6 protein-coding genes and 1 pseudogene are annotated in these 5,673 nt (G+C 60.7%); 2 read left to right on the forward strand and 5 right to left on the reverse strand.

Going from position 1 to position 5,673, the window contains the following annotated elements; genetic code table 11:
- Positions 1 to 157: 157 nt before the first annotated feature.
- Together WCA85_RS01240 and WCA85_RS01245 are read right to left on the reverse strand one after the other, a co-directional pair.
- Positions 158 to 269 (reverse strand): annotated as a pseudogene (locus WCA85_RS01240) (type 1 glutamine amidotransferase domain-containing protein); the annotation flags it as partial.
- A gap of 186 nt (positions 270 to 455) precedes the next feature.
- Positions 456 to 1,109 carry a BON domain-containing protein gene (locus WCA85_RS01245; RefSeq protein WP_424061217.1) on the reverse strand — a complete coding sequence of 218 codons (654 nt, stop codon included), beginning with the start codon at positions 1,107 to 1,109 and terminating at the stop codon, positions 456 to 458.
- Positions 1,110 to 1,527: 418 nt separating this feature from the next.
- Here WCA85_RS01245 and WCA85_RS01250 point away from each other — a divergent pair, with 418 nt between their 5' ends.
- Positions 1,528 to 2,058 carry a DUF1269 domain-containing protein gene (locus WCA85_RS01250; protein WP_424061219.1) on the forward strand — a complete coding sequence of 177 codons (531 nt, stop codon included), beginning with the start codon at positions 1,528 to 1,530 and terminating at the stop codon, positions 2,056 to 2,058.
- 306 nt (positions 2,059 to 2,364) lie between these two features.
- Here the strand turns inward: WCA85_RS01250 and WCA85_RS01255 are convergent, their stop codons facing one another.
- Positions 2,365 to 2,931: a phosphate-starvation-inducible PsiE family protein gene (locus WCA85_RS01255; RefSeq protein WP_424061220.1), complete on the reverse strand. Its 567-nt coding sequence runs from the start codon at positions 2,929 to 2,931 to the stop codon at positions 2,365 to 2,367.
- A 369-nt stretch (positions 2,932 to 3,300) separates the two neighbouring features.
- Here WCA85_RS01255 and WCA85_RS01260 point away from each other — a divergent pair, with 369 nt between their 5' ends.
- A complete protein-coding gene (locus tag WCA85_RS01260) occupies positions 3,301 to 3,543 on the forward strand; it encodes a hypothetical protein (protein ID WP_424061222.1) in 243 nt (80 codons plus the stop codon).
- 131 nt (positions 3,544 to 3,674) lie between these two features.
- Here the strand turns inward: WCA85_RS01260 and WCA85_RS01265 are convergent, their stop codons facing one another.
- Together WCA85_RS01265 and WCA85_RS01270 are read right to left on the reverse strand one after the other, a co-directional pair.
- Positions 3,675 to 4,454 (reverse strand): SDR family NAD(P)-dependent oxidoreductase, encoded by a 780-nt coding sequence (locus WCA85_RS01265; protein ID WP_424061224.1) that lies wholly within the window; start codon positions 4,452 to 4,454, stop codon positions 3,675 to 3,677.
- An 18-nt stretch (positions 4,455 to 4,472) separates the two neighbouring features.
- Positions 4,473 to 5,564 carry a glycerol dehydrogenase gene (locus WCA85_RS01270; protein ID WP_424061225.1) on the reverse strand — a complete coding sequence of 364 codons (1,092 nt, stop codon included), beginning with the start codon at positions 5,562 to 5,564 and terminating at the stop codon, positions 4,473 to 4,475.
- Positions 5,565 to 5,673 lie beyond the last annotated feature (109 nt).

The raw sequence follows: 5,673 nt of genomic DNA on the forward strand, positions 1-5,673 counted from the left end.
CCGCCCGCTCGTGCGGGCGGCGCCGCCGTCAGGATTCGAGTTCACCTACGACAATCTCGTCGCGATAGCACCAGATCCACTTCTCGCCGGGTTCGATTGAACGCACCAAAGTCGCGCAACTCGTTGTGGCCACTCGCAGTGCAGCCAGCAAAGCCAATGCGTCCTTGCACACATAGTAAGGCGCGGTAAGCTCCTCGAGCCAGAATCCGGTTTTTCTGGCCCGAACCACCGAGCTGCTCGTGTGAAGTCGGTACCACCAGGATTTTCATGACAACCTCGCGACGCCGTTCAATTCAAGTTGCAACGAGCCGAAGAGCGGTGTCATCAACCCAAGTCATTCTGGCAGTAAAGGCGGTCGGCAAGCGCGCTGAGGGTGTTTTCTATTTTGGGTCTGTGTCCTTTCCCGCCCTCGGCCATTCGGTACGCATGCGAGCCGTGCGGTCTCCAGCGGCCAGTTAGTAATTGATGGTGATCCGGTTGTCAACCCGCATCACACCGGGGGCAAGCCATGCGGCCCGCTCGGCCTCCTCGCGCTCGGCCCATGAGCTGACCGTGCCGCTCAGGACGACCTTGTTGCCTTCCGTCTCGACCGTGATGTGCTGTGCGTCGACTTCCGCGTTGCGCTTGAACGCGTCGTCGATCTTGCGCTTGAGGTCCTCGGGTTTGACCTTCGGCTTGATCTCGATCTCGTTTGTCAGGCCGGTTACGCCGCTCACCCGCAGCGCCGTGTCGGCCGCGCGGCGGCGCTGGTAGTCCCATTCGACTTCGCCCTTCAGCGTTACGTGTCCGTCCCTGACCACTGCCTTGATGTCGTCCGCCGCATAAGGCAGCTCGGCCTTCAGTTGGGCTATGATCTCGCGCACGATCTCCGGATCGGGCCGCTTGTTGATCAGAGGCAACCGCACCTCCATATCGTTGGCGACCCCCTTGACGCCGCGCACACGCGTCGCGTCCTCCTCGGCCTTTCGCCTTTGCCGAAAGCTGCGTGCGAAACCAGACAATGTGACCGCACCGTCCTTGACCGCAACCCCGATATCTGATGGATCGATGTCTGGATCCCACTTCAGTTCGTACTCCACATCTCGTTTGATGTCTTCGTCGGTTCTCATCGCTGCTCCTGGTCGGTCTGTTAATGGACTAACGCGCACACGTTACGGCCTGCACCGCACGCCTCCGTCCACGGTAAGGCGCGTGGGGCCGATTTTCTTCCCTGCGCCTGCGCAGTTTTTGCGGAATGCTGCCGTACGTCCACATCTGGAAGCAGCTGGGAGCGCAGAGATCCGACACGTCTTTGCAGGAATGAGGAAGAAGTGCAATCTGCAAGAGCCTAGTCTTGATGTCATCGTCATCGGGTCAATGGCCACGTCGACGTCCGAAGGTTCGCGCCGGGCGAGACATGCGAGGCTGGCTGGCACCACCGCTGCTTCGCGGCGCGGTCGACCGGCTTGCGCGCCGCGCTGAACATGAAGTCAACCGTCTTGCCGCGAAAGGGCCCCGGTTTATTTCCCAGAGAAATGGAGCATATCGATGAGCGATCTAGTCGTTGTAAGCTTCAAAGGCGAAGAAACGGCCGACCAGATATTGACCAAACTCCAGCAGATGCAAAAGGAGCACCTGATCGACCTTGAGGATGCCTGCATCGTGGTCCGTAGCGCGAAGGGCAAGGTACACCTCAAGCAAGCCGTCGATCTCGTCAAGATCGGCGCGCTCAGCGGCGCGGCTTGGGGCGGTATGTTTGGCGCGCTGGTTGGGCTGATGTTGCTCAATCCGCTTGTCGGGCTGGCAACAGGCATGGCCATCGGTGCTGGCACGGGCGCGTTGTCGGGCGCGCTCTCGGACTATGGAATCGATGACGATTTCATGCGTTCGACGGGCCAGAACATTGAGCCGGGTTCGTCGGCACTCTTCATCCTTGTGCGGCGCGTGAATTTCGACAAGGTCCTGCCAGAGCTGAAGCCTTTCGGCGGAAAGCTACTAAAGACGTCTCTCACGAACGATCAGGAGGAACGCCTGAGGAAGGCGCTAGAGAGCCTGAACAGCAGCGGCACGACAGCATGAGCGACGAAGCGGTCGAAAAGACCTTTCCTGCGAGCGATCCGATTGCTTCGCGGAGTCGTCGTGTTCATTCGTAAGGAAGGGCGGAACTAAAAGCAGCATTGCGGAATAACTGCGCAGGCAAAAGGAAGACGTGCACGTCGCACGCTTTACGACGGATGCATTCGCGTGGCGCAGGCCGCGCGCGCGTTAGTCCATCAACAAACCGACGAGCGCAGACCGGAGGCGGCCGGACTTCGCGTGACCGTCGACATTGTCCGCTACATTGACGGGTACGCTGCCATTACGTGACGAGCATGGCGAGTCGGGTCAATTGTCGCGCGGGGCGCCTTCGCCGGGCCTTACCCCTTGCTGTTGCTGCGCGTTCGCCACGCGATCGCGCTCCGCTTGCACGGCGGCCGTCGCGTCGGCCGGGTCATCACGCTGCCGCATCAGCCAGTAAACACTCCCCAGCGCCATTAGCGAAAACGCAAGTGCCGCGATCTGGGCCGGTGCACTGGCCGGATCGAGAATGATGAATTTGCGGGCGATAGCCAGGAGTGCAACCAGAAGCACCGTTTTGACCTGCACGATATGATCGTGCCGCGCCATCACGCGCGTAATCGAATGTTTGAATTCCATAGCGATCAGCAGCGTCATGACCATGCCGAAGATGGTCTGATATACCGCGTGATCCAGTGGGTTCAGCGCGTCCGAAACCAGCAATGAAATCACCGCGCGAATCAACTGCCAGAGCGACACGAGGATGATGATAGAAATCACGACGCTCAGCACATGCGCGACAAGCTGCTCGAATCGTTCATAAAAGGTGAGCATGTCCCACTGCAGACGCAACGCATCGAGATCCTTGCGCAGCCAGCTTTTCTTTCTTTCCATGATTCGGCTCCCGGGCGGCCGTCGCTGCGCCGCGACCGCACCGCGCGTGCATGGATTGCACATGCGCCGCGCACGACCGGTCGGCGCATCCTGGTGGCGTGGTAGTGACGTAATCCCCGATGGGTGCTGCCAAAAATGGCGTATTCCATATGGCGTTCGTCGGAGTACAGTGCATGGAACTGCTGCTTCAAGTCTAGTACCTCTTCGAGTACATGGCAGGCCCTTGATGCAGTCCGCACAAGCGAACGATTATCCGAACATTCCCGGATTAGCGACTAGACTTAAAGCATGGTCGGTGCATGCTCACGCAAGACGAGCGTATGCGCCATTTAGTCACGACCCGGACGTGCGACCGGAGGAGTCAGCTCGATGCCGAAGACCGTTCGAACCGCTGAACAGATTCGCGACGAACTGCAGAACCGCATGGCGGAAGTTGCCGCTGATGCGCCGGGAGCTTTGCGCGTGCGCATACCGCTACCAGAGCGGCATCCGCCGGACGCATCCGGCCGCAACTGGAACATAGTGCCGCTCAATGACCTCGGCGCAGATTGCGCACATCACGTTCAGAAGGTGATCGAAGACATGCGCACCGAGTTCGTGCTTCCAGATTGACGCCTCGATACAAAACCAGAGCGGCTCATGCAAACGCACGTATTCGAACATCGAGGCTACGAGACTGTGGTACGGCCGGTGCACAACATATTCGCACCCGTGGGCCCTTATCGGCGGCAAGACTCAACTAATCACACGCCGGTCGCATAGCCGCCGTCGACCGGCAAGGTCACACCCGTGATAAACGCCGAAGCCGGTGATGCGAGAAACAGGGCCGCACCAACGAGGTCATCCACCTCGCCCCAACGCTTGAGCGCGCTGCGCGCGGCGATCTTGTCCGCGCTCGCAGGGACCTCCCACAAGGCACGCGTCATATCCGTACGGTGATAGCCCGGAGCAATCGCATTCACTCTCACGCCCGCCATGCCGAACGCGTGCGCGAGCGAGCGTGTGAGCCCGAGGATGCCAGTCTTGCTCGCACAATATGCAGGCACTTCGACATCTGCGATATAGCTTAGCATCGACGCCACGTTAATAATCGCGCCCCGCGAGCGTTCGAGCATCACACGGGTCGACATCGAAAGTCGCATTGCCGCCGTCAGGTTCACATCGATCACTTCACGAAACACGTCGTCGCGGTACTCGTCAGCCGGACGCGCGACGCCCGCCGCATTCACCAGCACATCGAGTCCGTCCAGTCCACTGGCGAAGCGGTTGATCTGCTCGAGATCGCGTACGTCGAGTCGCTCAAAGCGAATCCCTTCCAGTGTGCGGTCCGCACGCAGCGCGTCGAGCTTGGCCTGAGAACTTCCGGTCGCGACGACTTGCGCACCCAATGCAGCGAAACCCTGCGCAATGCCCAGTCCAATGCCGCTCGTCGCGCCTGACACCAGCACCTTCTTACCGCTAAATAATCCTGCCCGAAATGCGCCGACTTCCTGGTTTGCCCGTTGTTCTGCCATCTCTGCCATCTTGTATCACTCCAGTTTTCAAGAAAGATGATCGAACCGCGCCGCGTAGCGATCCATCGCACGCAACGCAGCGATGACCATCGACTCGGTGACAGGATACGGCTCGTTATGAATGATTTCTCCCGTACGGCAAGCGCGCTTAGCGACGATCGCGAGGGCCGCGCTGTCTTCAGGATCGACGTTCACCTGAGCCAGTCGCGTGGGTAACCCCACGGCGTGGCAAAAGCGGAACACTTGCTGGCGCTCAGCATTGTCAACTGCCGAGAGAAACAGCGATGCCAGAACGCCAATCGCAACCTTCTCGCCGTGCAGCAGGCCATGGGACAACGGCAAGTCCGCGAGCCCATGATGGACGGCATGCGCCGCTGCAACACCGCCGGATTCGAAGCCAATACCCGAGAGCAGCACCGTGGCCTCGAGCGTCGCGTCGAAGTCGGGCGTGACGATTTGCGCCCGGCAATCATCGACCGCCTGGACTGCGTGGGCGAACAGAATATCGCGGCACAGACGTGCCGCTTCAAAAGCCAGTGCAGTGCCGCGCCCGCCGCATAGATTGCGCGCGAAGGCGCGGCGACAGGCGTCGGCCTCGTAGAAGGTTGCCAGTGCATCGCCAATTCCCGCAACGAAAAAGCGCACCGGGGCCTGCACGATCAGGCGCGTGTCGAGCAGCACGAGGTCGGGATTGCGTCGTACAAAGCGGTCGCGTACCACCCGGCCCTCTTCGTCATAGATCACAGCGAGCGCGGAGCACGGCGCGTCAGAGGCAGCAATCGTCGGAACGCAAACGAATGGCAGGCGCAGGTCATCGGCCGCCGCGCGCCCCGTGTCAATCACCTTGCCGCCGCCGAAGGATACGACGATGTCCGCCCCGCACTCTCGTATCCATTCGGCAGTGGCCACGACCGAGCGCTCGGTGCAGGCCGCCTCCACCGTGCGGACCTGCAAGCTCACCTGGCTGGCCGTGGCCAACGCCGGCTCAAGCAGCGCCGCGACATTGCGATCCACCAGGCACGCCGCGCGGGTGCCGAGGCGGCTGAGTTCAGCATCGAGCGAATCGAGCGCGCCAGCGCCTTGCACATACCGTGACGGGAAAATACTGGTTCTAAGCATAAGGTTCCAGACAGGATTAAAGGTTGAGACCGAGCGCCGCTGCCAACTCCTGCGGCGTGCGGACGATCTGTGCGTGGCGCGGCATGAGAGCCGCGACTGCGTCGTCGAC

The organism is Paraburkholderia sp. (assembly GCF_049581445.1).
Classification (GTDB): domain Bacteria; phylum Pseudomonadota; class Gammaproteobacteria; order Burkholderiales; family Burkholderiaceae; genus Paraburkholderia.

What these genes read in the sequence shown, in the direction of transcription:
- WCA85_RS01245 (WP_424061217.1), bottom strand. Translation starts at nt 1,109, where the DNA reads ATGAGAACCGACGAAGACATCAAACGAGATGTGGAGTACGAACTGAAG.
- WCA85_RS01250 (WP_424061219.1), top strand. Translation starts at nt 1,528, where the DNA reads ATGAGCGATCTAGTCGTTGTAAGCTTCAAAGGCGAAGAAACGGCCGAC.
- WCA85_RS01255 (WP_424061220.1), bottom strand. Translation starts at nt 2,931, where the DNA reads ATGGAAAGAAAGAAAAGCTGGCTGCGCAAGGATCTCGATGCGTTGCGT.
- WCA85_RS01260 (WP_424061222.1), top strand. Translation starts at nt 3,301, where the DNA reads ATGCCGAAGACCGTTCGAACCGCTGAACAGATTCGCGACGAACTGCAG.
- WCA85_RS01265 (WP_424061224.1), bottom strand. Translation starts at nt 4,454, where the DNA reads ATGGCAGAGATGGCAGAACAACGGGCAAACCAGGAAGTCGGCGCATTT.
- WCA85_RS01270 (WP_424061225.1), bottom strand. Translation starts at nt 5,564, where the DNA reads ATGCTTAGAACCAGTATTTTCCCGTCACGGTATGTGCAAGGCGCTGGC.